The 26,055-nt window shown below is 68.2% G+C and carries 29 protein-coding genes; 19 read left to right on the top strand and 10 right to left on the bottom strand.

Going from position 1 to position 26,055, the window contains the following annotated elements; genetic code table 11:
• Positions 1–66: 66 nt before the first annotated feature.
• The 9 genes from MVF96_RS18565 (at position 67) to MVF96_RS18525 (ending at position 6,334) form a co-directional block, all read left to right on the top strand.
• Positions 67–300 carry a hypothetical protein gene (locus MVF96_RS18565; RefSeq protein WP_247450016.1) on the top strand — a complete coding sequence of 78 codons (234 nt, stop codon included), beginning with the start codon at positions 67–69 and terminating at the stop codon, positions 298–300.
• The gene (locus MVF96_RS18560) at positions 297–929 is read left to right on the top strand and encodes a TetR/AcrR family transcriptional regulator (protein ID WP_247450014.1); all 633 of its coding nucleotides are present in this window, start codon (positions 297–299) and stop codon (positions 927–929) included. Before MVF96_RS18565 ends, MVF96_RS18560 begins: the two co-directional genes overlap by 4 nt.
• A gap of 75 nt (positions 930–1,004) precedes the next feature.
• On the top strand, positions 1,005–1,934 hold the full coding sequence (locus MVF96_RS18555) for an SDR family oxidoreductase (RefSeq protein WP_247450012.1): 930 nt from the start codon (positions 1,005–1,007) through the stop codon (positions 1,932–1,934).
• Positions 1,935–1,945: 11 nt separating this feature from the next.
• Positions 1,946–2,542 carry a hypothetical protein gene (locus MVF96_RS18550; protein WP_247450010.1) on the top strand — a complete coding sequence of 199 codons (597 nt, stop codon included), beginning with the start codon at positions 1,946–1,948 and terminating at the stop codon, positions 2,540–2,542.
• A complete protein-coding gene (locus MVF96_RS18545) occupies positions 2,539–3,078 on the top strand; it encodes a hypothetical protein (protein ID WP_247450008.1) in 540 nt (179 codons plus the stop codon). Before MVF96_RS18550 ends, MVF96_RS18545 begins: the two co-directional genes overlap by 4 nt.
• A 28-nt stretch (positions 3,079–3,106) precedes the next feature.
• A complete protein-coding gene (locus tag MVF96_RS18540) occupies positions 3,107–3,745 on the top strand; it encodes a hypothetical protein (protein WP_247450006.1) in 639 nt (212 codons plus the stop codon).
• Positions 3,742–4,314, top strand: a complete 573-nt coding sequence (locus tag MVF96_RS18535; RefSeq protein ID WP_211538317.1) for a hypothetical protein — start codon at positions 3,742–3,744, stop codon at positions 4,312–4,314. The genes MVF96_RS18540 and MVF96_RS18535 overlap by 4 nt, the downstream gene beginning before the upstream one ends.
• 87 nt (positions 4,315–4,401) lie before the next feature.
• Complete coding sequence (locus MVF96_RS18530) at positions 4,402–5,595, top strand: NAD(P)/FAD-dependent oxidoreductase (protein ID WP_247450004.1); 1,194 nt, start codon at positions 4,402–4,404, stop codon at positions 5,593–5,595.
• Between the two features lie 7 nt (positions 5,596–5,602).
• The gene (locus MVF96_RS18525; protein ID WP_247450002.1) at positions 5,603–6,334 is read left to right on the top strand and encodes a DNA alkylation repair protein; all 732 of its coding nucleotides are present in this window, start codon (positions 5,603–5,605) and stop codon (positions 6,332–6,334) included.
• A gap of 86 nt (positions 6,335–6,420) precedes the next feature.
• Here the strand turns inward: MVF96_RS18525 and MVF96_RS18520 are convergent, their stop codons facing one another.
• From MVF96_RS18520 to mftR, 3 genes are all read right to left on the bottom strand, one after another.
• Complete coding sequence (locus MVF96_RS18520) at positions 6,421–6,810, bottom strand: DoxX family protein (RefSeq protein ID WP_226513875.1); 390 nt, start codon at positions 6,808–6,810, stop codon at positions 6,421–6,423.
• Positions 6,811–6,862: 52 nt separating this feature from the next.
• Positions 6,863–7,921 (bottom strand): ferredoxin--NADP reductase, encoded by a 1,059-nt coding sequence (locus tag MVF96_RS18515; protein WP_211538321.1) that lies wholly within the window; start codon positions 7,919–7,921, stop codon positions 6,863–6,865.
• A gap of 131 nt (positions 7,922–8,052) precedes the next feature.
• Entirely contained in the window at positions 8,053–8,670 is a 618-nt protein-coding gene (gene mftR / locus MVF96_RS18510; protein ID WP_065629657.1) for a mycofactocin system transcriptional regulator, read from the bottom strand.
• Between the two features lie 158 nt (positions 8,671–8,828).
• Here mftR and mftA point away from each other — a divergent pair, with 158 nt between their 5' ends.
• The 5 genes from mftA to MVF96_RS18485 all read left to right on the top strand — a co-directional run bounded on the left by mftA (position 8,829) and on the right by MVF96_RS18485 (position 12,845).
• Positions 8,829–8,936 carry a mycofactocin precursor MftA gene (gene mftA, locus MVF96_RS18505; protein WP_058252362.1) on the top strand — a complete coding sequence of 36 codons (108 nt, stop codon included), beginning with the start codon at positions 8,829–8,831 and terminating at the stop codon, positions 8,934–8,936.
• Positions 8,936–9,286 (top strand): mycofactocin biosynthesis chaperone MftB, encoded by a 351-nt coding sequence (mftB, locus tag MVF96_RS18500; protein ID WP_247450000.1) that lies wholly within the window; start codon positions 8,936–8,938, stop codon positions 9,284–9,286. Before mftA ends, mftB begins: the two co-directional genes overlap by 1 nt.
• A gap of 73 nt (positions 9,287–9,359) precedes the next feature.
• Positions 9,360–10,655: a mycofactocin radical SAM maturase gene (mftC, locus tag MVF96_RS18495; RefSeq protein WP_247449998.1), complete on the top strand. Its 1,296-nt coding sequence runs from the start codon at positions 9,360–9,362 to the stop codon at positions 10,653–10,655.
• Between the two features lie 102 nt (positions 10,656–10,757).
• Positions 10,758–11,957, top strand: coding sequence for a pre-mycofactocin synthase MftD (gene mftD, locus MVF96_RS18490; RefSeq protein ID WP_247449996.1), 1,200 nt, complete (start codon positions 10,758–10,760; stop codon positions 11,955–11,957).
• 75 nt (positions 11,958–12,032) lie between these two features.
• On the top strand, positions 12,033–12,845 hold the full coding sequence (locus MVF96_RS18485) for a mycofactocin-coupled SDR family oxidoreductase (RefSeq protein WP_247449994.1): 813 nt from the start codon (positions 12,033–12,035) through the stop codon (positions 12,843–12,845).
• A 278-nt stretch (positions 12,846–13,123) separates the two neighbouring features.
• Here the strand turns inward: MVF96_RS18485 and MVF96_RS18480 are convergent, their stop codons facing one another.
• Complete coding sequence (locus MVF96_RS18480; RefSeq protein ID WP_058252357.1) at positions 13,124–14,236, bottom strand: CaiB/BaiF CoA transferase family protein; 1,113 nt, start codon at positions 14,234–14,236, stop codon at positions 13,124–13,126.
• A gap of 180 nt (positions 14,237–14,416) precedes the next feature.
• On the opposite strand from MVF96_RS18480, the gene mftE reads away from it, so the two are divergent.
• Genes mftE through MVF96_RS18455 form a run of 5 tightly spaced genes read left to right on the top strand, consistent with a single transcriptional unit; the run spans position 14,417 to position 19,121 of the window.
• Complete coding sequence (mftE, locus tag MVF96_RS18475; RefSeq protein WP_247449993.1) at positions 14,417–15,127, top strand: mycofactocin biosynthesis peptidyl-dipeptidase MftE; 711 nt, start codon at positions 14,417–14,419, stop codon at positions 15,125–15,127.
• Positions 15,124–16,653 carry a mycofactocin biosynthesis glycosyltransferase MftF gene (mftF, locus tag MVF96_RS18470; protein ID WP_226513871.1) on the top strand — a complete coding sequence of 510 codons (1,530 nt, stop codon included), beginning with the start codon at positions 15,124–15,126 and terminating at the stop codon, positions 16,651–16,653. The genes mftE and mftF overlap by 4 nt, the downstream gene beginning before the upstream one ends.
• Complete coding sequence (gene mftG, locus MVF96_RS18465) at positions 16,650–17,990, top strand: mycofactocin system GMC family oxidoreductase MftG (RefSeq protein WP_247449991.1); 1,341 nt, start codon at positions 16,650–16,652, stop codon at positions 17,988–17,990. Before mftF ends, mftG begins: the two co-directional genes overlap by 4 nt.
• A 56-nt stretch (positions 17,991–18,046) precedes the next feature.
• Positions 18,047–18,478 carry a PPOX class F420-dependent oxidoreductase gene (locus tag MVF96_RS18460; protein ID WP_247449988.1) on the top strand — a complete coding sequence of 144 codons (432 nt, stop codon included), beginning with the start codon at positions 18,047–18,049 and terminating at the stop codon, positions 18,476–18,478.
• Positions 18,465–19,121, top strand: coding sequence for a hypothetical protein (locus tag MVF96_RS18455; protein WP_247449986.1), 657 nt, complete (start codon positions 18,465–18,467; stop codon positions 19,119–19,121). The genes MVF96_RS18460 and MVF96_RS18455 overlap by 14 nt, the downstream gene beginning before the upstream one ends.
• Here MVF96_RS18455 and MVF96_RS18450 read toward each other — a convergent pair.
• From MVF96_RS18450 to MVF96_RS18425, 6 genes are all read right to left on the bottom strand, one after another.
• The gene (locus tag MVF96_RS18450; protein WP_247449985.1) at positions 19,080–19,895 is read right to left on the bottom strand and encodes a MerR family transcriptional regulator; all 816 of its coding nucleotides are present in this window, start codon (positions 19,893–19,895) and stop codon (positions 19,080–19,082) included. The genes MVF96_RS18455 and MVF96_RS18450 overlap by 42 nt on opposite strands.
• A 4-nt stretch (positions 19,896–19,899) precedes the next feature.
• Complete coding sequence (locus MVF96_RS18445) at positions 19,900–21,393, bottom strand: flavin-containing monooxygenase (protein ID WP_058252352.1); 1,494 nt, start codon at positions 21,391–21,393, stop codon at positions 19,900–19,902.
• Positions 21,394–21,403: 10 nt separating this feature from the next.
• Positions 21,404–22,327, bottom strand: a complete 924-nt coding sequence (locus tag MVF96_RS18440) for a ferritin-like domain-containing protein (protein WP_247449983.1) — start codon at positions 22,325–22,327, stop codon at positions 21,404–21,406.
• Between the two features lie 43 nt (positions 22,328–22,370).
• The gene (locus tag MVF96_RS18435) at positions 22,371–23,231 is read right to left on the bottom strand and encodes an SDR family NAD(P)-dependent oxidoreductase (RefSeq protein WP_068970130.1); all 861 of its coding nucleotides are present in this window, start codon (positions 23,229–23,231) and stop codon (positions 22,371–22,373) included.
• Positions 23,228–24,235: an alpha/beta hydrolase gene (locus tag MVF96_RS18430; protein ID WP_247449981.1), complete on the bottom strand. Its 1,008-nt coding sequence runs from the start codon at positions 24,233–24,235 to the stop codon at positions 23,228–23,230. The genes MVF96_RS18435 and MVF96_RS18430 overlap by 4 nt, the downstream gene beginning before the upstream one ends.
• A 138-nt stretch (positions 24,236–24,373) precedes the next feature.
• The gene (locus tag MVF96_RS18425; RefSeq protein WP_247449979.1) at positions 24,374–26,017 is read right to left on the bottom strand and encodes an NCS1 family nucleobase:cation symporter-1; all 1,644 of its coding nucleotides are present in this window, start codon (positions 26,015–26,017) and stop codon (positions 24,374–24,376) included.
• Between the last annotated feature and the right edge of the window lie 38 nt (positions 26,018–26,055).

Here is a 26,055-nt window from a genome sequence, read left to right as displayed (position 1 = left end):
TCATGCGATGTGGGTCACATGCCGACCGTCCGTACCCGGGGCGGCCGTTGCGGGAGGGAGACGATCATGGCCTCGGTTCTGGCGACAGTGCCGGCAGCAGTCGATTCGGTCGGCGTCCCGTCTCCCGACCGCGACGGAACCCCGTTGCACGTCGGCCGGGGTCGCGGTGTCCGCGGACACCGGACCGCCGGGCTGTATTTTGACCAGATGGAGATCACGGAGATCAGACATCGCCGGCTGCACGAAAACCACTGGTCGGCACCCGAGGACTCGCTGCCCGCCACCCGTGGGCGGCGATGACCGTGGCAGGCACCGGAACCAAGGCCGACAGCAGGAATCGGACCTCGACGCGTAAGGTCCGCAACACCGCCAGCCCGGCCGACCAGGAAGCCGCGATCCTCGCGGCTGCCGGGGCGGAGTTCGCCGAGGTCGGTGTCCGACGCGCGAACATCGACGAGGTCGCCGCGCGGGCTGGAGTGAGCCGCAGCACCTTGTACCGGCGCTTTCCGAACAAGGATGCGCTGCTCTACGCGGTGGCCAACGACGCCTACGAGACGGGCATGCAGAAACTCGAGGCCTCGGTGAAGGGGCTCGGACCCAAGGCCGCGCTGGTGGAGGCGTTCGCCGTCGGCGCCGAGTGGGTCACCTCCGATCCGCTGCTGAGCCGGATCGTCCTCACCGACTCCGAGATCAAGAGCGTCACGGCGACGATGACATCGTTGTTCATCGACATGGTCACCGACCGGGTCGCGGCCACACTCCGCGACGAGGGTGCGCAGATGCCCGTCGAGGATCTGCTGGAAGCCGTCGAGATCCATGTGCGACTGGTGATCTCACTGCTGGAGACGCCGCCGTCGGACCCTGCTCGCAACGAACCCCAGCGCGTTCGGGATTTCGCCGCCAAGTTCCTCGCACCGATGATCTGGTGAAACCCCACCGGAGATGACGGGCCACGCCGGCCCCGTTCCTCTCGTCTGAAGTCCGCATCCACCGAAGGAGATCCAATGAGTCTGCGTGACAAGCTGTCCCGCACACCCGACCACGACGCGATCCGCGCCGCGCTACGGGACAAGGTCGTGGTCATCACCGGCGGCGCGCGTGGCATCGGATTCGAGACCGCGACCCAGCTGTCCGAGGCGGGGGCCAGGGTCGCGATCGGTGATGTGGATTCCGAGGCGGTGGGCAAGGCCGCCGCCGACCTCGGTTGCGAGGGCATCGAGGTGGACGTGACCAAACGCGAGTCCTTCGATGCGTTCCTGACCGAGGTCGAAAACCGGCTCGGACCGATCGACGTGCTCGTGAACAACGCCGGGATCATGCCGGTCGGACCGTTCCTCTCCTACGACGACACGATCATCCGCCGGACGTACGAGATCGACGTCCTGGGCGTGATCATCGGATGCCAGGAGGCGGCCCGCCGGATGGCGCCCCGGCGGGCCGGCCACATCGTGAACATCGCATCGACGGCCGGGCGCATACCCACCCCCGGCCTCACCATCTACAACGGCGCCAAGGCAGCCGTCATCGAGTTCTCCGAGGCGCTGGGCGCCGAGCTGGAGCCGCAGGGCGTCGCCGTCAGCGCGGTACTCCCCACGTTCACGCGAACCGCCCTGATCTCCGGCCTGCAGACCAACAAGTTCATCCAGACCGTCGAGCCCGGCGAGGTGGCGTCGATCGTCGTGCAGACGATCGCGCGGCCGGTGGTCCGCGTCTACGCGCCCCGGTCGATGCGGTGGGCGGAGTCGGGCGCGTTGTTCCCGCAGGCGATGAAGCGGTGGTCGCGCCGGTTGACCAAGCTGGACTCGATCTTCCTGAGCCCCGACCAGCAGGCGCGCGCGGCATATTCCAGCCGGATCCGCGGTGAGAAGATCGACACCCGGGCGCCGGGCGACAGTCTGACGCAGCCCCAGGAGAGCACGCCCCTGTCGTCGTGAAGAGGGACGGCATGGGTGCTCGGTCGGGGGCGCAGGAGGTGTCCGCCGACCGGGCCGCGAGACGCGAGCTGCGCGAGGCACTGGACGATCTGCACGCCCTCGAGGTCGAGGCCGGACTCCGTCGGCGCCTGTCGCGGCTCCGCTGGGTCGTCGCGGTCGTGGTCCTCGTCGTCGCGCTCGTGCTCGCGGGGGTGGCGGTGACCGCGTGGCAGCGAGACCGTGAGCGGTACTCCGATGCCGAACTCCAGTCCGCGGCGGCCGACCGGGTTGCGGTGCTCATCGCCCCGAACAGCCGAGACGATCGGCGCGCCCAGCGCATCCTGGCCGGCGCCACCGGCACCTTCTACGACGAGTTCGCCCAATCCGCCGACAGCTACACCGAATTCATCCGGGCCAACGGCACCGTCGCGCAGTCCTCCGTCGACGGCACGGGGATCTCCGTCCGGACCGGCGACACCGCCACGGTCCTCGTCGCGGCCACCGTCGTCTTCACCGCTGGGGCGGCGCCGGCCGAGACCGGCGACTGGGCGCGCAGATTCCGGTTGCGGGTGCTCATCACACCGGCCGACGACACGCTGAAACTGAGTGCGGTGCAGTACCTTCCATGACGCCACCGACTCACACCCCGGGCGTCGAGCCGGTCCCGGGACGCGGAACGACCCGGCCCATCGGGGTGCGAGGTGCCGCCATCCGCCTCGCGATCGCGGCGGTTGTCCTGGTCGCGACGCTCGTCGTGGTGCTCGCCCTGTGGAACTCGCACCGTACCGGCTCCGACGTCGCGGAGAGCCGAGACCAGTTGCGAGCACAGGCGGGAACGATCGTCGCGGACGTGTTCTCGGTCGATGCGTACCGCTGGCAGCAGGACCGGACGCTGGCGCGGGAGCGGGTCGCCGACGAGTTCACCGACAGCTACGGGGCCCAGCTCGATCGGCCCCCGCCCGAGGGGACGTCGTCGGTGACCTGGCGCCCCGAGGTCGTCAGCATCGTCGCGGTCGACGCCGCGGAGGGGGAGGCGCTGCTGCGTGTCGTGGTGACAGTACGTCCGGCCGCGGGGCCGGCGACGACCGTTCAACGCACGGTCCTGGCCCGCTACGCGCGGTCGGACGACACATGGCTCCTCGCGGCGGCGGATGTGATCGGATGAGCGTCCAAAGGAATCTGCGGGTGCGGCGATGACCGAGAACATCACCACGCAAATCGAACTCGCCCGCGCCCGGGTCGACGCGGCGACCCGACGGGCGCGCACCGCCCGGATCGTCGCCGCGCCGGCGCTCCGGGCGCGTGCGGCACGCCGGACACAGACGGTGCGCCGGACTCTCGTCGGAGCAGCGATCGCGGTGGTCGTCCTCGTTGGCGTCGCCGGCTTTCTTGCCTGGCAGATCCGCGGCCAGCAGGCGGCGACCGAGTTGCAGGACGACGTGCTCGCATCCGCCCGCGGCGCCGTCACCGTCATGCTGACCGCCGACCCGGCCGACCCCGAAGGCTACGTGGTACGCGTGGCGGAGGTGAGCACCGGACCGCAGCTGAAACGGATCGACGCCGCCCGGGAGGCACTGGTGACAGAGGTGGGCGGGCAACGGGGTTCGAGTGTCGGGCAAGTGATCTCGGCCGGGCTCGTCACCGATCCGTCGTCCGACGACATCGGTGGAAGCGTGGACGTGCTCGTCGTCGCCGACGCGACGAACCCGGCGCTCCTGGGCGGGTCGGGGGACGGTTCGGAGATCGACACCACCGGAGAGCGGATCACGGCGCTGATCACCATGACGCGCACCGACGGCGGCTGGAAGATCGCCGAGGCGAGGCGTCCATGACCGCCGCCGACGACCGGGTCCTGCTACCGGCACGGCCGACCCGAACCCAACGCATCCGCATGCGGCTTCTCATCGCCGCATCGGCGGTATCCCTGGTGGTCGCGGCGATCGCGGGCGCCGCGACCCTGCGCCCCGATCCCGACCCGACCGAGGCGCAACGCAGCGAGATCCTCAGCGCGGCTGCGGCTGCCGTGAGTGCGCTTCTGACCTATTCGCCCGACGACCCCGCCGACCGGCGGCAGGCGACCGACGCGTTGCTGACCGACCCGCTACGCCTGGAGTACCGGAACCGCGGCACCGACGTCGTGATTCCCGGCGTCCGTGCATCAGCGTTGTCGGTGACCGGCGAGGTCGTCGGTGCCGGACTGCAGGAGGGCGACTCGGAACGCGCCCGGGTGCTCGTCTTCGCCGACCAGCGGGTGACAGCCGGGTCCGGTTCACCGGCACCGGGTGCCGCGAGCCGTCCACCGGCCGAGACGACCTCTATCGCCCGGTGGGCACTTATGCGTAAGGTCGACGGGAATTGGCTGCTGTCCGACCTGCAACCGGTCGGCGACGTGACCCGTTGAGACACGAGATGCCCGCCCCCGGGCGGTCCGCGCGACCGCCGGCGCAGACGGGTGCTCGCGGGTGGGATGACGAAAAGGGGACCAGAGATGAGTGCATCGAGCGCGGGTGTGGTGATAGTCGGGGCCGGACTCGGCGGGATCCGGGTCGCGGAGAACCTGCGGAACAACGGCTTCACCGATCCGATCACCCTCGTCGGAGCCGAAGCGTATCCGCCGTACGACCGTCCGCCGCTGTCGAAGTCGGTGCTGCTGGGCAAGGACGACCGCGTCGATCTCAAACCCGCGGAGTTCTACGAGGACTCCGACATCACGCTGCGACTCGGTGAAGCGGTGACCGCGGTGTCACCGACGGACCGGACGATCACACTGGCCTCCGGCGCCACCGTCGCCTACGACACCCTCGTACTGGCGACCGGGCTCGATCCGCGGCCGTTTCCCGGTCTCGCAGAGAACGTCCGTGGCGCGCACGTGCTCCGCACCTACGACGACGCGGTGGCGCTGCGTGGCGAGATCGATTCCGCGAGCACCGGAGTCGTCATCGGCGCCGGCTTCATCGGATGCGAGGTGGCGGCCGGCCTCTCGGCCCGCGGACTGGCGGTCAGCCTCGTCGAACCGGCTCCGACGCCGCTCGCCGTGGCGCTGGGGGAGCGGATCGGAGCCCTGGTGTCGCGGTTGCACGTGGCCAACGGCATCGATCTGCGGACCGGGGTCGGGGTCGCGAAGATCGACGTGTCCGACGGGCGGGTCAGCGCGGTCGAACTCACCGACGGCACCACCCTGCCCGCCGACATCGTCGTCGTCGGTATCGGTTCGACCCCGGTGACCGGGTATCTGGACGGTTCGGGCATCGAACTCGCCGCGCGCGAGGTCGGGGGTGGGATCGCCTGTGATGCAACCGGACACACCAGCGCCGAGAACGTCTTCGCACTCGGCGACGTGGCGAACTGGCTCGACGAGGACGGGAGGCCGAAACGCGTCGAGCACTGGAACCACACGGTCGAGCAGGCCTCGGTCGTCGCGCACCAGATCACCGGTGGCGACGCGGTCACCGCGTCGGTCGCGTATTTCTGGAGCGACCAGTTCGACGTCAAGATCCAGGTACTCGGCTCTCCGCGCGCCGATGACGAGGTCCACGTCGTCGACGACGACGGCAAGAAGTTCGTCGCGTACTACAGCCGGGACGGCGTGCTCACCGGCGTGGTGGGCGCCGGCAAGGTGGGTGCCGTGATGAAGACCCGGCCGAAGCTGCAGACCCCCACGCCCGTGGCGGATCTGCTGTAGTGACGCAATGACGGATACGCCCACCGCTGCGCGGGTGCGTGATGCGGCAGCCGTGGTGGCCGACCCGGAACTCGCGCTCGGCCAGGCCGCGTTCTTCCAGGCCCGACCGGGGGGATACGGGGAGGGCGATGAATTCCTCGGAATCCGTGTACCGGTACAACGGAAGCTCGCGAAGGGGTTCCGCGGCATCGCGCCGGATCAGGTCGTCGAGTTGCTCGACTCACCGATCCACGAGCATCGCCTGATCGCATTGTTCCTCCTGCGTGAGGAGTTCGAACGCGAGCTACGCCGCGGCGGCGACGGCAAGGGCTGGGTCGACCTCTACCTCGACGCGGTGCGCCGCGGCCGGGTGAACAACTGGGATCTCGTCGACTCGTCCGCCGATCCTATCCTCGGCGAATACTGCCGGCGCAGCGGCGAACTCGATCTCGTCCTGCAACACGCACGGGACGATGATCTGTGGCGGCGCCGGGTGGGGGTGATCGCGACCTTCGCCTTCATCAAGCACGGCGACCCGGCGGCACTGCTCGCGGTGGCGCCGCTCGTCCGCGACGACCGACGGGATCTCATCCAGAAGGCATTCGGCTGGATGCTGCGGGAGGTCGGCAAACGAGTCGACGAGACCGTCCTGCTCGGCTACCTGGACGACAACGCTGCCCGGATGGGCCGCACCGCACTGTCATACGCGCTCGAGCACCGGACCCCGGAGGAGCGTGCCCACTACCGCGCCCTCCGTTGACCGGCTCCGTGCTCTCGAATCCGATGGCGCCGCTGCGCTTTCTGCTCCCTGAGGTGTGAGGAGCGTTAGCGACGAGCCTCGAAGGGTCAGCCCTCGCGTGCGACCTTCGCGGCGGCCCAGATCATCGGGAACTGGAACGGCAACCGGGCCAGGGTGACGATCTTGTAGGGCAGCGGCCGGTCCCACCACAGCCGGACCATGTTGATGTTGGCGGGATAGACGGCGAGGAACAGCAGCACGGACGCCGCGCCGGCGGCGCGTCGGGTCTTCGGAGCGAGAAGTGCCGCGCCCAAACCGATCTCGGCAACACCGGAAGCGTAGGTCAGGGTGCGGGGGTCGCCGGGGATCTCCTCCGGGATGATCTCGTCGAACGGTTTGGGTGCCACGAAGTGGAGCACTCCGATGCTGATGAGCATCGCGGCGAGGCCACGGGCGAGCTGGACGGGGTCGAGCCGGGAACCGCGGATGGTGCTCACGTCGTCGTTCTCCTTCGATGGACCGGTGACTGTACGAACTCGAACCACTCTCTCAGAATTCGATCTTCAGCGTGTCCGATGTCGGATGCGCCTGACAGCCGAGGATGTACCCGTCCTCGATGTCCTCGGGGTCGAGCGCGCCGGCGTTGTCCATGTCGACGCTGCCCTCGGTGAGAGTGCAGGCGCACGAACCGCACTCACCCTCCTGGCAGGAATACGGCGCATCGAGTCCGGCGGCGAGCATGATGTCGACGAGAGTTCGTGAGCGAGGCCAGGTCAGGGTGTGGGTCTCACCGTCGAGCTCCACCTCGACGGTGGCGGCACCCGCCTGCTCCTCCTCACTCACCTCGCCGAGTTCGACGTCGGCGAACGGGTCGCCGGACAGCGAGTTGTAGACCTCGGTGTGGACGTTGTGGTGCGGGAAGTTCGCGTCCGACAGACCCTTGTGGACGGCATCCATGAACGGGCCCGGTCCGCACATGTAGGCGACGTGCGACGTCGCGTAGGGCGCGAAAGCCGTTGCCAGAGCGGCCGCACTCGGCAGACCCTGGAGTGATTCGAGCCAGTGGACGAGGGTGAGCCGATCCGGGTGGGCGGCCAGGAGTTCTCGGAGTTCGGCGGCGAAGATCACGTCGGCGACGTCCCGGTTGGCATAGAAGAAGACGATCGGTGCGCCGCCCTTCTCGAGGGCCGCCTTGAGGATCGACATCACCGGCGTGACACCGCTGCCCGCCGCGATGAGCAGCAATGGGGTGTCATAGGACTTCGGGGTGAACACGCCCGACGGCGGCAGCACCTCGACCTGGGTGCCGGGGGAGAGGTTGTCGCACACCCAGTTGGATCCGTAGCCGTCGGCGGTGCGCTTCACGGTCACCTTGGGCCGCGGGTCGGTGAACGGCGACGACGCGAGGGAGTAGCAGCGCGCGACTGAGCCGGTCTGCTCGCTCGGAATCCGTAGCGTGAGGAACTGCCCCGGTTTGTAATCGGTGAACGGCTTCGGCGAGGCCTCGGGTACCTCGAAGGCGATGGACTTGGCCTCGGCCGTCTCGTCGATCACCTCGGACACCGTGAGGATCACGCTGCGTGAACCGTGAGGGGTCAGGTCAGACATGTGCGCAGTCTCCGCCGTCGAGGACCGGCACCCCGGCCCAAATTAGAACACGTTCTACTTCAGCCTAGCGCAACGACCGGTGTTCCCACGAGGGGCTTGCGGTCGATCCCGTGCGGCCGTTGCCAGCGTAGTCACGCCAGGGCCGCCACGCCGTCGGCCACGGTGCGCGCGCCGGACTCGATGAGCGTCTCCAGGTCGGCATCGGGGTCGTCGAGCCATTTCTCGTACGCGGCGAGGGCGGCACCGAGACACAGCCAGCCGATGGTCTGCGGCAGGTGATCGCGGACATCGACGCCCAGCCGGGTCGCGCAGAACTCGGCGATGACCTGACGCCAGTCGGCATAGACGATCATCGAATGTGCCTGCAGCGCAGGCACCCCGAGGAGGAGGGACATACGTCGGCGATGGTTGTCGAGTTCCTCGGCGGGCACCCGGTTGAACGAGACGAGGGCGTCGACGAGGGCCTGTGCCATCGGCGTCTCGCGCGGGATGCCGGCGAGGAGGGTGCGTAGTTCGCGGAGATGGTCGTCGAACTCGCCCCACGGGATCTCGTTCTTCGACGAGTAGTACCGGAACAGTGTGCGCCGGGCTATCCCGGCCGCCTCGGCGATGTCGTCGACGCTGGTGTCCTCGAAGCCCTGGGTGGTGAAGAGGCGGATCGCGAGTGCGCTGATCTGCGCACGCGACGTGATGGGGCGCCGGCCCGGCGGGGTACGTGCGGGCTCGTCACCGCGCATCTTCGTGGTCATCGGGACCTCAGCCTATGGGACCGGTGTCGTTCGGATCGGCAGAACCGTCCACCTGGCCATTCGGGCAGTTCGCTCGCAAACGCTGGATTTCTGCACCGAGTGCCACTAAAGTCTGTCGTGATCCACATCACTAACCCACCAACCAGGAGGTATGGATCATGGCAGATCAGTCCGCTGCGACCAGTCACAGCTCGAACGACACCGAACTCCTCGCCGAGTCACTCGTCGAAGAGGTCTCGATCGACGGGATGTGCGGGGTCTACTGATGTCAGCCCCGACATCGAATCCGACCTCCGGCGACCGTTCCGCGGTCGCCGGGGTCCGGTTCGACACCCCAGCCGAGGCGCCCGGTTTCGACACGCTCGAGCCGTGGCGGCTCAATCCGAAGGTCGCTCTGCGGCCGGAACCGTTCGGCGCGCTGCTGTACCACTTCGGTACGCGCAAGCTGTCGTTCCTCAAGAACCTCACCGTCGTCGGCATCGTGCTATCGCTCGCCGACCACGACTCGGCGGAGGCCGCCCTCCTCGCCGCCGGGATCTCGCCCGCCCAACGTCCCCTGTACCTGCAGGCGCTCACCGCGCTCGCCGACAGCGGCATGATCGTGCCCCGCTCCTGAGCGATCAGGCCCGATGTCCCGGCCCGGACGTCCCAGTTCCGAACCGCCAGCCCCGAATGCAAGGACCTCAACGATGACGACCATCGAGATGCCGCCCACAGCAACCGAATTCGCGAGTGCACTCCGGGCGCCCGCGCCCACCGCAGGCGAGGTGCCGAAGGTCGGCCGGCTCGTCGACCAGTTCGAGAAGGGTCTCGACGCGCCCATCTGCCTCACCTGGGAACTGACCTATGCGTGCAACCTCGCGTGCGTGCACTGTCTGTCGTCGTCGGGCAAACGCGATCCCCGCGAGCTGTCCACCGAACAGTGCAAGGCGATCATCGACGAGCTGCAGCGGATGCAGGTCTTCTACGTCAACATCGGCGGCGGCGAACCTACCGTTCGCCCGGACTTCTGGGAGCTCGTCGACTACGCCACCAGCCATCAGGTGGGGGTGAAGTTCTCCACCAACGGCCTGCGCATCGACAAGAAGGTGGCCGCGAGACTCGCGGCGTCGGATTATGTCGACGTCCAGATCTCGCTGGACGGTGCCACCGCGGAGGTCAACGACGCGGTCCGCGGTCCGGGTTCGTTCGACATGGCCGTCCGTGCGCTGGAGAACCTGGCAGAGGCGGGTTTCGCCGACGCCAAGATCAGCGTCGTCATGACACGACAGAACGTCGCGCAACTCGACGAGTTCAAGGCGCTCGCCGACCGCTACAACGCCACGCTGCGCATCACCCGGTTGCGCCCCTCCGGCCGGGGTGCCGACGTGTGGGATGACCTGCATCCGTTGCCGCACCAGCAGCGCGAACTCTACGACTGGCTTGTCGCACACGGTGATCGAGTGCTGACGGGTGACTCGTTCTTCCATCTGTCGGCGTTCGGTTCCGATTCCGGCGGCGGCCTCCCCGGCCTCAATCTGTGTGGTGCGGGACGCGTGGTCTGCCTCATCGACCCGGTCGGCGACGTGTACGCATGCCCGTTCGCGATCCACGAGAACTTCCTCGCCGGGAACATCCTGTCCGACGGCGGATTCCAGGAGATCTGGCAGCGGTCGGACCTGTTCACCGAATTGCGCGAACCGCAGAATGCCGGCGCCTGCACGAAGTGCGCGCATTTCGACGCCTGCCGCGGCGGGTGCATGGCCGCGAAGTTCTTCACCGGCCTCCCGCTCGCCGGCCCGGACCCGGAGTGCGTGCAGGGTTACGGTGAGGAGCTCCTCGCCGGCGACCGCACGAAACCGACCGCCAACAAGGACCATTCACGCGGCACGCCGCTGACCCTGATGACCCGGCGGCCCGACGGCGACCTGAGCCCGGTGGCCTCGCGTCCCACCAAGTCCTGTGACGAGAACCCGCTCGCCGGGTTCACCCCCGCCGCGCGGTAGATCGCCCGCGGTACACCACGGGGCGCGCCGTCGTCGGAACCGGCGCCCCGTCTCCATGAGAGCCAACCGGTCTCCATGGATGGATCAATGAGTAGGAAGAACATGTCTGCCAACCCCTGGGCCCGAAATCCCTGGTTCGAGACCGTCACCGAGGCGCAGCGCCGGGCCAAGAAGCGGCTGCCCAAATCGGTGTACTCGTCGCTGGTCGCCGGTACGCAGGCCGGTGTCACCGTCGACGACAACGTCCGCGCGTTCTCCGAACTGGGCTGGGCGCCGCACGTCGTCGGTGCGCAGTCCGACCGCGAGATGACGACAACGGTGATGGGAGAGGAGATCTCGTTCCCGGTGATGATCTCGCCGACGGGTGTGCAGGCCGTCGACCCGGACGGTGAGGTGGCCGTGGCCCGCGCGGCGGCCGCCCGTGGCACCGCGATGGGACTGTCGAGCTTCGCCTCGCACGCGGTCGAAGAGGTCACCGCCGTCAACGACAAGGTCCACTTCCAGATCTACTGGCTGGGCAGCCGCGACGAGATCCTCGCCCGAGCCGAGCGCGCCAAGGCGGCCGGTGCGAAAGGTCTCATCGTCACCACCGACTGGGTCTTCAACGTCGGGCGCGACTGGGGCAGCCCCGAGATCCCCGAGAAGGTCAACCTCAAGGCGCTGCTGCGCCTGGGGCCGGAGATCGCGGTCAAGCCGCGGTACGCACTCGACTGGGTCAAGGGCGGAAAGATCAACATCCCCGACCTGACCGCACCCAACCTCACACCGCAGGGGGTGCCGGGACCGACGTTCTTCGGCGCCTACGGCTCGTGGATGAGCACCCCGCCGCCCACCTGGGAAGACCTGAAGTGGTTGCGCGAGCAGTGGGATGGGCCGTTCATGGTCAAGGGCATCACCCGCCTCGACGATGCCAAGCGTGCGGTGGACATCGGCGCAACCGCACTGTCGGTGTCCAACCACGGTGGCAACAACCTCGACGGCACCCCCGCCACGATCCGCCTTCTCCCCGACATCGCGACGGCCGTGGGCAACGACATCGAGGTCCTGCTCGACGGTGGTATCCGACGCGGCAGCGATGTGGCCAAGGCGTTGGCGCTCGGGGCCCGCGCGGTCATGATCGGCCGTGCGTACCTCTGGGGTCTCGCGGCCAACGGCCAGGCCGGTGTGGAGAACGTGCTGGATCTCCTGCGCATGGGGCTCGACGGTGTGCTGATGGGTCTCGGGCACAAGAGCGTGCACGAGCTGTCGGCCGCCGACCTCGTCGTTCCCGACGGTTTCACCCGCTCGTTCGGGAGCATCTGACCCGTCCTCAGATGACGCTGGGGATGTGCCCGCGAACCCTGGGGAAGCAGAACTAGAACGTGTTACAGTTCTGCCATGGGACAGTTCGACGGCAAGGTCGTCTACATCACCGGCATCGCCCGGGGTCAAGGTCGCAACCACGCGATCCGGTTCGCTCGTGAGGGGGCCGCGATCGTCGGCCTGGACATCGCGGGTCCGATCATCGACCATGCGACCTACCCCGCGGCCACCGCCGACGACCTAGCCGAGACGATCCGTCTCGTCGAGGGCGTCGGTGGGAAGATCCTTGTGCGACAGGGTGACACCCGGGACCTCGCCTTCCAGCAGCAGCTCGTGGCCGACGCCGTCGAGCAGTTCGGCCGGCTCGACCACGTGGTCGCCAACGCCGGCGTGCTGACCTGGGGCAAGGTCTGGGAGCTCAGTGAAGAACAGTTCACCGACGTCGTCGACATCAACCTCGTCGGTGCGTGGAAGACGCTGAAGGCCACCATCCCGGCGATGCTCGAAGCGGCCAACGGCGGCTCGATCACCGTGATCAGCTCGGTTGCGGGCCTGAAGGCGATGCCGATGCAGGCGTCGTACTCGGCGTCGAAGTACGGCCTCGTCGGACTGACGCAGACGACCGCCAAAGAGCTCGGGCATCACCGCATCCGGGTGAACAGCGTGCACCCGTACGCGGTCGACACCCCGATGGGTGTGGCTGACACCGAGGCCCACCGGATCTTCGGAATCCCCTGGGTCAAACCGCATTTCACGTCGATCCTCGACTACCATCCGGTCGCCGCGCTCGACGAGATCTCCGACGCCGTCCTCTACCTCGCGTCCGACAGTGCCAAGGGGATCACCGCGGCCGAGTTCCAGATCGACATGGGGCATTCGAAGGTCTGACGCCGCGCGGCCGCGAAAGAACCCCTGCGTTCGAGGGCGAGTGGCCGATTCATCTGCTCCCTGAGGTGCGAGCGAAGCGAGCCACGAAGGGCGACGTGAGTTGTCGCCCTTCGTGGCTCGTCGACCTCGACGCGCTCCTTCGTCGCTTGCTCGGCCCGGCGGCTTTCGCTCCTCGCACCTCGGGGAGCAATGGGCGGGTCCGACCGCTCCTGGAACCTCGGGGAGCAATGGGCGGGTCACCACCGCTTCTCCCGCACGGAGAAGCGGTGGCGGGACCCTCAGTCGGCCCAGAGCGTCGACGGATCGGTCGCCTCGGTGGTCGGGCCCGTGGGGGTCTCCGGCTTGGTGCGCGAGAAGCGCGGTGCCACCTGGGCCTGGGTCACGCCGTCGATGTCGACGAGGTTGGCGCGGGCGGCCATGTGGGCGTCGGCGGGTGCCTCGGCGAAGGTGAGGACCGGCGAGGTGCAGGCGTCGGTGCCCTCGAAGACCGCGGCCCATTCGTCGCGGGTACGCGACTTGAAGGTCTCGGTGAAGATCTCCTTCAGCTTCCCCCACTGGGCGATGTCGTTCTGGTCCGGCAGGTCGGCGTCGGTGAGTTCGAGGCCCTTGAGCAGCTCGGCGTAGAACTGCGGCTCGATCGCGCCGACCGCCATGTACTTGCCGTCGGAGGTCTCGTAGACCTCGTAGTACGGAGCGCCGGTGTCGAGCATGTTCACACCCCGGGTGTCGCTCCACAGTCCGGTGCCGCGGAACGCCCACATCATCTGTCCCAGAACGGAAGCGCCGTCGACCATGGCCGCGTCGACGACCTGTCCCCGGCCGGACACCCCGCGCTCGAGCAGTGCCGCGAGCACACCGACGACGAGGAACATCGAACCGCCGCCGAAGTCACCGGCCAGGTTGAGCGGGGGCACGGGACGATCGTCCTTGCGTCCGATGGCGTGCAGCATGCCCGTGAGCGAGATGTAGTTGATGTCGTGGCCGGCGAGGTTGGCACGGGGTCCGTCCTGTCCCCAGCCGGTCATGCGCCCGTAGACGAGGCCGGGATTGACCTTCTCGAGGTCGTCGGGTCCGAGTCCGAGCCGTTCCATCACGCCGGGACGGAAACCCTCGAGGATCACATCGGCCTTGGCGACGAGGCCGAGAATGGTCTCCCGGTCGTTGTCGTCCTTGAGATTGGCCTCGACGACGCGTCGGCCGCGGAGCAGAGCATCGGCGTTGCGGCCGGGCTTGGGCAGCGACCCCGGACGCTGAACGCGCACGACGTCGGCGCCGAGATCGGCCAGCAGCATGGCGGCATGCGGACCGGGGCCGATACCGGCGAACTCGATGACCCGGATCGAGCTCAGTGGGCCGGGCTTGCCGCTGTCGTGTGGTGTGGCACTGCTCATGGGTGTCGTCCTCCCGATCGTTGTTCGCGCACTGTGTCAGGTATCACTGGATGCTCTCAGCATTCCACAACCGATCGAACGCTCGTCAGAGTGGTGGTTCGCGACATCTGGACGCGTTTTTCGCTCCGTTTTTCGGGCGAGACCGACACACTCGCAGGCCCCATCGCTAGCATTGGTCGAATGACGGTGCCATCGGCGTTGGGGCAGTGCAACTGGCCAGACCTCGATGGGCAGGTGATCACCCTGCTGGTGCCCCTCGGTTCGGTCGAGCAGCACGGGCCCCACCTCCCGCTCGACACCGACACGCGTATCGCGGCGGCGATCGCCGAGCGCGTCTGCGGACGATCGAAGGCCTCCGGACTCCTGTGCGCACCGGACCTGAACTACGGCGCCAGCGGCGAACACGAGGGCTTCGCCGGGACCATCTCGATCGGGCACGAGGCGTTGCGCGGCCTCCTCGTCGAGTACGGCCGCAGTGCGTGCCGATGGGCGGCGCGCGTGGTGTTCGTCAACGGACACGGCGGGAACACCCGGACGCTGATCGAGGCGGTGACCCGACTCCGCTACGAGGGCCGGGACGTCGCCTGGTTCCCGTGCGCTTTCGACGGCGCCGACGCCCACGCGGGATTCACCGAAACATCTGTGCTGCTGCATGTTTCGCCGTCCGTCGTGGATCCCGACCGTGCCGTGACGGGCAACCGGGAGCCGGTGGGGGCGCTGATGGGGGCGATGCGGTCGGGCGGTGTCGCCGCCGTGAGTCCCAACGGTGTCCTCGGCGACCCGGAGGGCGCGAGCGCCGAGACGGGGGCGGGTCTGGTCGACGGGGTGACCGACCGCCTGTGGGCCGCCCTGGAGTCGTGGCAGATCGACGATCTGGGGCGCCTGGGATGACGGCCCTCGACGACTCGGCCCCACGACGCTGGGCCGGGAACCAGGACGCGGACGACGCCTCCGCCCGGGACGACTCGGAGTCCGTCGAACCCGGAGCGCACTCGGACGCCGACGCGACTCCGGGGCCGCGCACCGATCTGCCCGACGGCTTCCAGGTGCAGATCGACCTGCGCTGTGCCAAGGCGGGCGACTTCCGGTATCTGGTCGGCGGTTCGCCGACGCGGCTGCTGCGCATGTCCGACACCGCACTCGGGATGACCTCCGAGGACGGTCGGATCGAGGTGTGCGACAACGTAACCCGACGACTGGCGCGCGCACTGCTGGACGCGGGGATCGCCAATCCCCGGCCCATGTTCGGGCCGCAGCCGCAGGACGTGACCGTGGTCGTCCCGGTCCGGGACAACCAGGCTGGCATCGATCGCCTGCTCGACGCCCTCGACGGGCTGACGGTCATCGTCGTGGACGACGGCTCCGCGACCCCGATCGTGGCGGACCGGCCCACGGCGCGGGTCCTGCGCTTCGACGACAACCGTGGTCCGTCCGCGGCGCGCAACGCGGGGGCGGAGGCCGCGACGACCGACTTCGTCGCATTCCTCGACTCCGACGTCGTGCCCGACCCGGATTGGCTCACCATCCTGCTGACGCACTTCTCCGACCCCACGGTCGGGCTCGTCGCGCCGCGCATCGTCGGATTGCAGTCCGACGCGGCGGTGGCGTCATCGCTGGCCGAGCGGTACGAGAACGGGTGGTCCTCCCTGGACATGGGACCCGAGGAGTCCGCGGTGGCGCCCTCGACCCGGACCCCGTATGTGCCCAGCGCCGCGATGGTGGTGCGGCGCAGCGCTTTCTGCGGTTTCGACGAGTCGCTGCGGGTGGCCGAGGATGTCGACGCGTGCTGGCGGATGCACGCGGAGGGGTGGCGGATCCGTTACGACCCGGTGGCTCGTGTGGCCCATGAGCACCGCGCTGACCTGCGCTCGGTGCTCTCGCGTCGCTGTTTCTACGGCACCGGCGCCGCACACCTGGCCTCCCGGCACGGTGACCGGGCGGCGCCGATGAAGATGTCGGTTCCGATGGCCGCCGCGGTGGTGGCGTTGCTGTCGCGGACGCGGTTCGGTGCCGCCCTGGCGATGATCATCCTCACCCATCTGGCGGTTCGGATGCGGCGGCGACTGGGCGACCTGCCGTCGGCCCCGCTGGTGTCGGCGCAGATGACCGGACGAGCGGCCGGGTTCGGACTGCTACAGGCCGCTGACGCCATCTGCCGTCACTATTGGCCGGTGGCGGTGTTGCTCGCCCTCGTGTCCAAGCGTTTCCGCACCCTCGCCGTGCAGGTGGCGATCGTCGAGGGGGTGGTGTCCTGGGTCCGGGATCTGCTCGCCGATCCGACCAGTCCGCCCACGCTCGGCCCGCTGCGCTACATCCTCATGCACCGGCTCGACGACCTGGCCTACGGTGCGGGCCTGTGGCAAGGCGTCATCACCCACCGAGACCCGGAAGCGTTGCGCCCGGTCATCTCTCGATGACGACGACCGACCGGTCGCTCACCGCCGACGTCGTCATCGTCGGCGCCGGCAGCGCCGGATGCGTGCTCGCCGAGCGGCTCTCGCGGAACCCCGACCGTACGGTCGTGCTGCTGGAACGCGGTCCGGGAGGCCTGCCGACCCCCGCGGACCTCGAGCTGTCTCGGCTACCGATCGACGACGCCGCCCCGCATGCGGTCCGCCACGACACGAACCTCGGGGTGTCGGCGGCCCGCGGGTCGGCTCTCGGCGGTTCGTCGGCGGTGAACGGCGGGTACTTCCTCAGGTGGCATCGCGACGACTTCGGAACGTGGCCGGCCGGGTGGGGGCTTGACGCCATCGCCGATGCGTACAACGAACTGGACGCGCCCGGCGGCACCATGGGTGTCGAACCCGTCGCCGACGACGAACTCGGCGACGCCGGAACCGCTTTCGAGCGCTACTGGACGGCGCGGGTACCGGTCCGTCCGCTCGCGCTGCGGTGGCCGGTGGTCGGGCTCAACCGGGTGCCGATCAATCGGAGCGGGCTCGCGCGCCGCTCGGCGGCCGACGCGTACCTCGTCCCGGCGCTGTCGCGACCCAACCTCCGGGTCGTGACCGGTTGCACAGTGGACCGTGTGGCGTCGGCCGGGGGTACGACGGTGACGGGCGTGCACGCGGGCTCGCTCACGGTCGGCGCGGGCGAGGTGATCCTCGCCGCGGGCACCCTCGGTACCGCGGGGATCCTGTTGCGTTCGGAGTTGCCCGCACTCGACATCGGGGGTCGTGCGGATGCCCGTTCGCTGGGTGCCGGGGAGCATCGAGGCCTGGCGGTGTCGTACGCCAGGCGGACACCGGCGGGGCCGGGCATGGTGTTGCCGACGGTGGTGCACACCGACAGCGGTATCGAAATTCGCTGTTACCGAGATGATTTTGCCTCGTACATACGCGGCCTGCGCGCCTGGGGTCCGATCGTCGAGGTGACCGCGATGAGGCATTCAGCGGTTCGGATCGTCGCCGACGGCGTCGCTGTACGGCTGGCGTTCGACGAGCCCGACCCGGCCACCGCCGTCGCGCTGCGGACGGCGGCCGCGGAGGTCGTGGAGATGCTGCGCGCGCCCGAGTTCGCCGACGTCGTCGTTCCGGGGAGCGTGCGGATCGCCGATCGGGCGGGGTTCTCCCAGCACGCGTGGGGGACGATGCCGATGGGCGTCCGGACCGATTGGCTCGGCGGGGTGTACGGGGTTCGCGGACTCCGGATCGTCGACGGGTCCATTCTGCCCACCAGCGGGCGCAGTGGCCCACACGCGACGATCATGATGATGGCGTGCCGGATCGGTGATGTCCTCGCGCAACGGTGAGGCGGTCGGGTCCGAACACCTCGCGGTTGCGGCCGGGTCTCTCTAGGGTGAGAGGCATGTCTGCGCCCACGCTGTCCGACCCGGCCATCCGCGAATTCCTCACCAGCGGCACGAAGACCGGACACCTCGGATACACCGCCGCCGACGGTCGACCGCTCGTCGTCCCGGTGTGGTTCGTCCTCGACGGCGACCGGATCGCGTTCAACACCGGGGCCACGACTGCCAAAGGCCGTGCGCTGTTGCGTGATCCACGTGTCGTGATGGCGGTCGACCTGCCCGCACCGCCGTTCGGTTTCGTGCAGGTGCAAGGCATCGCGCGGGTCACCGACGACCTCGACGAGGTGCGTCGCATCGCGACGATGTGCGGGGCGCGATACATGGGTGCCGAGCGGGCCGAGGAGTTCGGAGCCCGCAACGGGGTCCCCGGCGAGCTGGGGATCTGGATCGAGCCGAGCAAGGTCGTCGCGAGCCTTGATGTCACCGCATGACCGCACACATGCGTTTCTAACCCCGACGCTGCCCAAGCAGTGCTGGGGGTTCATGATCGGGTCGGCGCTGTTCGCGCTGGGGTCGGCCCCCGGGCTGGCACATGTGATGGGCGCCGGGTTCGCCAACAGCTGCTACTTCGTCGGCGCCTGGTTCTTCACCGCCGCCGGATTCATCCAGCTGATCCGCAGCGGTACCGTGGCCGAACTGCGGTCGTCGGTGCCCGGTTCGGTCATCCGTGCCGAATGGCTCACAGCAGCCACGCAATCGGTGGGTACGATCCTGTTCAACGTGTCGACCACGGGAGCCCTGGTCGCGCATACGATCTGGGGCGACCGGCACCTGGTCTGGACCCCGGACGCGGGCGGGTCCATCGCCTTCCTCATCAGTGGCGCGGTCGCCTTCGCCGGCTACACCCGCGCAACCGGACGCCGGTGGGATCTCCGCGATCGCGACTGGTGGTCGGTGCTGATCAACTGGATCGGGTGTGTCGCATTCGGGGTGTCGGCCGTCGGAGCATTCGTGACCAAGGGTGGCGTCACCGCCGACGCGGTGGCCGCGACGGTCGGTACGTTCGTGGGAGCGATCTGCTTCTTCCTCGCCTCATTGGTCGTTCTGCCGAAGCGGCACAACGGGTCCGGCTGAGGGCTCGACGGATTCCCGGCCGGGCTGCGGCGCGTCGGCGTCCGCGCGCTCGTCGACGGCGCTCTGGTGGGCCGAGAGTTCCCGGTCCAGCGCCGTGTCGAGGGCGCGGTCGAGTGCGGCGTGGGCGTTCTCGGTTCCGACGCGGCGCATCATCCCCAGGAGGTTCACCGCCCAGGCGACGTCGTCGTCGTTCTCCGGCAGCCAGCCCGGGCCCTTGCGTCGGTCCACCTCGTCATGCGCGGCAGCGAGCAGGATCTCGGCGGCCTCGTTGATCTTTGCGGTGAACCGTTCGTGGACATCTGCCAGCGCGGTGATCTGCACGCCCCGTCGCACGAGCCTCGCCAGGTTTCCGATGATGCGCGGGTCGATGGCCTCGTACACCCCATCGCGCGGGGTCTCCGAGATCACACCGGCTCGCACGAGAGCCGCGACCTGGGCATCGTCCAGCGGACCGAATCGCTCGTCGAGCTCGTCGCGGGTGATCTCCGGGCGTGACGTGCTCGACCAATGCTCGTCGAGGATCTCGTTGAGCTCCAACGCATCCCCGATGCGAGCGCCGGGATTCGTCATGAAGGTGGCGATGTGCTTGAGGGTGAACCCGCTCCCGAGCAGTTTGTTGATGGCCCGGAGGTTACGCAGGTGCTTCTCGGTGTAGATCGCGACGCGTCCGCGCCGCAGCGGCTGGGGGAGCAGCCCGCGTTCCTGATAGCCGCGGATGTTCCGGGTCGTGGTTCCGGACACGCGCGCCAGGTCGTCGATCCGGTACTCGGTCATCCCCTCACTGTAACGCTGCGGTGGCCGGAGTCCGAGCGTCCCGGTGAACGAGGATCCGGTAGTCGCGCAGTTCGACGCGGCGCAGCTGATTGACGTACTGGGTCGCGAAGCCGGGGTACATCGTCGCGTTGAACCCGTCGTCGGTCAGGTACCAGCTCTGGCATCCGGAGTTCCAGGTGGTCGAGGTCAGTCGACACTGGATGTCCTGGTTGTATCGCTCCTGCGCCTCGGCGCGCACGTCGAGAGCCTTCCAGTCGTTCTCGAGCAGCTGGGTGACCGCTTCGGTGATGTAGTCGATCTGGGCCTCCATGTAGACCAGCGCGGAGCTGTGGCCCGGGCCGGAGTTGGGTCCGAACGTGAAGAACAGATTGGGATAGCCGGACACGGCGACGCTGCGGTACGCGAACGCGCCCCGGCCCCACTCGGACGCGAGGTCGCGGCCGTCGAGGCCGGTGATCGGGATCGGCGTCCCGGTCTTGGACACGTCGAACCCGGTCGCGAACACGATGCAATCGAACTGGTGCTCAACACCTTCGACGGTGCGGATGCCGCGTTCGGCGATGCGGGCGATCGGCCAGGTCACCAGTGTGCAGTTCGGTCGCTGGAGCGCGGGGTAGTAGTCACTGGTCATGAGCAGTCGTTTGCATCCCGCGGCGAAGTCGGGGGTGAGCTGCCGGCGCAGCCACGGGTCGTCGACCTGTGACCGCAGGTGCATTTTGCTGACCGCCTCGACGACGCGGGTCAGGGGAGTGTTCCAGACGACGCCCAGCGCCACCGTCTCGTGACCCCAGAACCAGAGTGAACGCGCCAGTCGCTGGGTGCCGGGCACCGCCCGATAGAGCCGCTTGGTCGTCGCACGGGTCCGCACGTTCGCGCGGGGCAGGACCCAGCCGGGCGTGCGCTGGAAGACCTTCACCGACGCGGCGGTCTCGACCAGCTCCGGCACGATCTGGACCGCGCTCGCCCCGGTGCCCACGACAGCGACCTTCTTGCCGGTGAAGTCGTAGTCGTGATCCCAACGTGCGCTGTGGATCTTGTGCCCCTCGTAGTCCTCGATGCCGGGGATGTCGGGGAAGGAGGCGTTCGCGAGCGGACCCGAGGCCAGGACGACGGCGCGCGCCCGTACCGGTTCGTGCCCTTCGTCGAAGGTGATGGTCCACAGACCGTCGTCGGCGTTGTACTCCATCCCGGTCACCGTGTGGCCGAACCGGATGTGCGGTCCGATCCCGGAGTCGTCGACCATCGACCGGATGTAGTCGAGGATCTCGGCACTGCGCGAGTAGGTGTGCGACCAGTCCGGGTTGGGCGCGAAGCTGTAGGAGTACAGGCGCGACGGGATGTCGCACGCGGCACCCGGATAGGTGTTGTCGCGCCACGTGCCGCCGACCCGGTCGTCGCGTTCGAAGATCGCGAGGTCGTCGATTCCGTGCTCCCGGAGACGGATCGCCGCGCCGATACCGGCGAATCCGGCTCCGATGATGGCCACCGAGGTGTGCATCACCGCCGCCTCAGGCCGTCGGCTCGTAGGTGAGTTCCTGCGACCACGTGGGTGTTCGGTGGACCAGCCCGAACGGGATGCGATCGGTGAGCTTCACCATCGAGTCGGCGAACAGGTGGTAGGGCACGTTGCCTCGATTGATCACCGCCGCACCGTGGTACGCGACCACCTGGAACATGGGCAGGCGCCGCACGTACTCACTTCGATCTCCCACCGCCCGGTAGCGCTTCATCGCGCTGTACAGCCGTTCCTCGTCGACCCCCATCGCGACGATGTTGTCGCGCATCTTGTTCAGGAGCGGTACATAACTGAGAGCTCCGATCAGGAAGGTCGGCTTGACCCACCCGCCGACGAAATCGATCGTCCGTTTGCGCAACCCCGCGTGTCCGAGGATCTCCATCACCTCGAAGTCGACTGCGAGGTGCCGCGATTCATCGGAGTTGATCCGTCTGAACACCTCCAGGGCCACCGGATCCTTGACCTCGTCGGTGATGAACTTGATCAGCGCGCCGTCGAGCGCGACCTCGAGCATCGGGATCACGGTTCCCAGAAAGGACAGGGACATGTCGTCGGAGTGTCGGTCGAGCCAGTTGATCACCAGCTGCACGTTGACATTCGGTGACGGGATCTCGTCGCCGTCGAGCATGCCCCACCTGCGCATCAGTGCCAGTTCGGCATTGGCATGCTTCTGTTCCTCGGCGTGGAAGTGTTCGTAGATGCTCTTCAGCGTCGGGGTCGGCGCCTTCTTGGCCATGGCCGCGAAGCCCCGTGCGCCGACGTTCTCGATCCACATCAGGTCACTCATGAAGGGTTTGAGCTTGGCGTGGAGGTCGGGGTCGATGAGCTCGGCGCCCGGTGCGTCCCAATCGATGTCGATCAGGGCCCATTGACGGTCCTTGATCTTCTGCAGCATGTTGTCGAGGTCGATGGCCATGAGAGTGGTCCTTTCTTGTGGTCGGTGCGCTGAGGTCGCCGGGTCAGGACGACGGCAGGAGGCGGTTGAGGAGTCCGAGTCCGCGGACGTAGGACGCCGGGAAGTGTCGTTTGAGATGCCAGATCACGCGGGCGTCCAGTTGCGGCAGGACGTAGAGACGTCCCAGATCGTGGGCGTCGAGTGTCGATGCGGCCACGCCGGCCGGGGACACCCCGGTCCAGCGCATCAGCGTCCCGGCGAGATCCTGTGCGTCCGAGGTGATCCGACCGTCGCGAGCCACGTTGGTCTTGACGAACGTGGGGCACAGAACCGTGACACCGACGCCGGCGGAGGCCAGCTCGGCGGCGAGTGTCTCGCTCAGCGAGACCACGCCGGCCTTCGACACGTTGTAGGGCGCCATCACCGGCGCCGCGGCGAAACCCGCGGCCGACGCGACGTTGATGATCCCGCCGCGGCCCGCTTCGCGCAGCATCGGTGCGAAGAGTTCGCACCCGTGCACCACACCCCAGAGGTTGATCCCGAGCGTCCAGTCCCAGTCGTCGAACCCGATGTCGCCGACCGGGCGGCCCCCGATGCCGACTCCGGCGTTGTTGACGACGAGAGTCGGTGGACCGTCGAAGGTGTCGCGGGTGAACGCCGCGAGCGAGGCCATCGCGGCCCGGTCGGCGACATCGCAGGTGAACGCATGGGCCACCCGCCCGGTCCGGGAGGTGACCAGCGACGCGGTCTCGTCGGCGCGTGTCTCGTCGATATCGGCGCAGATCACCTCGCCGCCGCGCCGGCCGAGTTCGAGCGCGAACGCACGGCCGATCCCGCTCCCGGCACCGGTGACGAGCGCGCGAGCGTTCTGCGACACCGGATTCCGGAGGAACCGACGCCGTATTCCGTCGACCGCGGTGATCATGACGCGTCCGCCTCGGTGAGTGAGGCCGGGGCCGTCGCCGGAGACGGCCGGTCCGCCGCCCGGTCGCCCAGGAACTCGGCCACCCGGCGCAGTGCGGCGTCGGCTTCTGGGTCGAGCCGGGGGAGGGCCTGGAAGACGTGCATCAGGCCCGGCCAGATCTCCAGCCGGCTGTCACCGCCGTGCGCGCTGAGTTGCTCGTGCAGGTGGCGGGCGTCGGCGCTGAGCATCTCGGCGCCGCCCGCCTGGATGAGGAACGGTGGAAGATCCCGTGCCGCCGCGAAATCCAGCGCGAGACGCGGGTCGTCGGCGGCAACGTCGCGGGTGTAGAGCGCCACCAGGCGGGCGGCAGCCGCAGCCGTGATCGCCGGGTCGCGCCGGATGCGTTCCTGGGTGCGCGCCAGCTTGAAGGTGAGGTCGATGAGCGGGGAGAACAGGACGACCGCGGCGGGTTGGGCAGCGCCGCCGTCCGCGCGTCGGAGGGTCAGATCGCAGGCCAGATGACCGCCGGCGGAGTCGCCGGCGACCACGATGTCGGCAGGAAGGAAGCCCTGGCGGAGCAGCCAGTCGAAGCCGTCGGCGACGTCCTCGGCGGCGGTGGGGAATCGGTGCTCGGGAGCCAGACGGTAGTCGACGACGAACACCGGTATCCCGGTCGCGAAAGAGAGCCGCGCGGCCAGCGACCGATGTGTGCGAGCCGAGCAGATGCTGTACGCGCTGCCGTGGACGTAGTAGATCGCGCGGCGCCCCCGTCGGACATCCGGTCCGAGAACCCACTCGCCGCGAATGCCGTTCTCGCGGACCGGATACACGGTTGTTCCGGATGGCGTACGTCCGAGCGTGCGCATGATCGCGGCGATGAGACCGCGCGAGAGTCGGATGCCCAGCGGATTCAGTGGAATCGCGCCGGTGAACGTGCCGAGCCCCCACCTCGTCGCATGGGCGGTCGCGGTGGCCCGTGCCGACGCGCGGGTCGGCAGCGGGGTCGGAGTCGTCCTGGTGTGCATCAACTCACACCATCAGCAACCGTGCCATTTGTCAATGGCACAATGGATGCGTCAGGGGTGGGCGGTGGGTTCGGAAGCCGCACACACAGCAGACCGGGCCGCGCGAGATGCTCGCGCGGCCCGGTGGTTCACCGCCCGTCAGTTCCGGGTACTGCCCCCGGGCACGGTGGATGCGGCTTCTGTGGTCGGCGTTCCCGCGGTCTCGGGCTCCGCCGACATCACTTCGATGTCATCGGTCATCCGTGCGAGCGCCGCGGGTCCGTAGATCAGGCGGGTCGGCACGAACTTCATCCCGAGCCAGTAGAGGAGCATGCCCATGCCCGCGCCGATGAACCATGTGAAGCTGGCCTGATACACGGTGCCGAAGATGACGACACCGATCGGGAGGATCGACGCGATGGCGGTGGCGCCGACGGCAACCGGGTTCCAGCCGTTGCGGTACCAGTAGGCGCCCTCGGGCCTCATGGTGAAGAGCTCGTCCACCTCGATCTTCTGCTTCTTGACGAGGTAGAAATCGGCGATGAGGATGCCGAACAGCGGACCGATGACCGCGCCGAGGGTGTCCATTGTGTAGTGGATCGCGGTCGGATTGTTGAAGAGGTTCCACGGCGTGATGAGCACGGAGCCGACCGCCGCGATCATGCCGCCGGTTCGCCAGCTGATCTTGGTGGGCGCGACATTCGAGAAGTCGAACGCCGGCGAGACGAAGTTCGCGACGATATTGATCCCGATCGTGGCGATGGCGAAGGTGAGCACGCCCAGCACCGCGGCGGTCGTGTTGTCGATGCGATCGACGATGTGCACCGGATCGGTGATGATGTTGCCGTCCTCGTCGGTGCCGATGACCGTGACCGCCGCGGAGACCGTGCACACCACGAGGAGTGAGAAGAAGAGGAAGTTGACCGGCAGGCCCCAGAAGTTGCCCTTCTTGACCTCGCCGAAAGTGCGCCCGTACCGCGAGAAGTCACCGAAGTTGAGCATCGGACCGGAGAAATAGGAGATCACGAGTGCGATCGCGCTGATCATCATCGTGAACGACGACCAACCGGAGAGCCCGTCGCCGACCGACAGGTCGAGACTCACGTTGTCCCAACCGGCCTCGACGACCAGGTAGGCCGCCAGCGCGATCATGACGACATACACTGCGGGACCGCAGAAGTCGATGAACTTCCGGATGGTTTCCATGCCGTTCCAGAACACGAACGCCTGCAGGATCCACATCAGGATGAAACCCGCCCAGCCGAGCGCGGACAAGCCGAGGAAACCATGCTGTTCGACATCGCCCCAGGGCTCGAGTCCGGGCCAGAACTTCAGCGCCAGGAGGCCGAAAGCGACTGAGGCGAGGTAGGTCTGGATGCCGTACCAGACGACCGCGATCACGCCGCGGATGATCGCCGGGATGTTGGCGCCCTTGACGCCGAAGGAGGCCCGGGTCGTCACCGGGTAGGGGACGCCCGCCATCTGGGAGGGCTTCGCGACCAGGTTGCACAGGATGTTGACGGCCACGATGCCCACCACGAGCGCCACCAGCACCTGCCAGGCCGCGATGCCCAGCGCGAAGAGGCTGCCCGCGAACACGTAGCCGCCGACGCTGTGAACGTCGGACATCCAGAAGGCGAAGATGTTGTACCACGTCCACTTCTGTTCCTTGAGTGGCGCGAGATCGGTGTTGGTGAGCCGATCGTCGTAGGTGGACTTGATGACACTCTCACCGGCGGCGCCGGTGTGAGACGTGGCCGCGGGTACCTGCGGTCCGGGCGTCCCGGAGGGTGGTGTGGGCATTGGCGTTGTCCTGGTCCTGGTCAGCGGCCGGGGTCGGA

Origin of the sequence: Gordonia hongkongensis (assembly GCF_023078355.1) — a bacterium.
Lineage (GTDB): Bacteria > Actinomycetota > Actinomycetes > Mycobacteriales > Mycobacteriaceae > Gordonia > Gordonia hongkongensis.
This window is presented reverse-complemented; position numbering and strand designations above follow the sequence as displayed.